The sequence below is a fragment of the Pseudomonas sp. SIMBA_068 genome (genome assembly GCF_046534705.1).
Lineage (GTDB): Bacteria > Pseudomonadota > Gammaproteobacteria > Pseudomonadales > Pseudomonadaceae > Aquipseudomonas > Aquipseudomonas putida.
The window spans coordinates 1-232 of sequence record NZ_JAWRYI010001761.1; the positions used below are offsets into that span (position 1 = coordinate 1).

Sequence of the window (232 nt, forward strand, 5' to 3'; positions counted from 1 at the left end):
GACCGCCTTCCAGCGCAGCCAGCATCACGCGGGCGAAGTTGATAAAGCTCATGCCGGTACAGCGATAGCCCCATTTGCCACCGACGGCGGTTTCGATACAACCAATCGCTGCGTAGTCGTAAGCGTCCTGCGGTTCAATACCGAGTTTAATAAATTCCGGGATCACGATTTCGTCGTTGTTGAATGCCGGCATCCCGAAGCCGCAACGGATCACCTGTACGCAGGCGTCGAG

The 232-nt window shown here is 56.5% G+C and carries 1 protein-coding gene; it reads right to left on the minus strand.

The window, feature by feature from the left end:
• Positions 1-232 (minus strand): pyruvate formate lyase family protein (locus tag SB756_RS35795; RefSeq protein ID WP_410913987.1); only part of this gene is annotated, 232 nt, incomplete at both ends.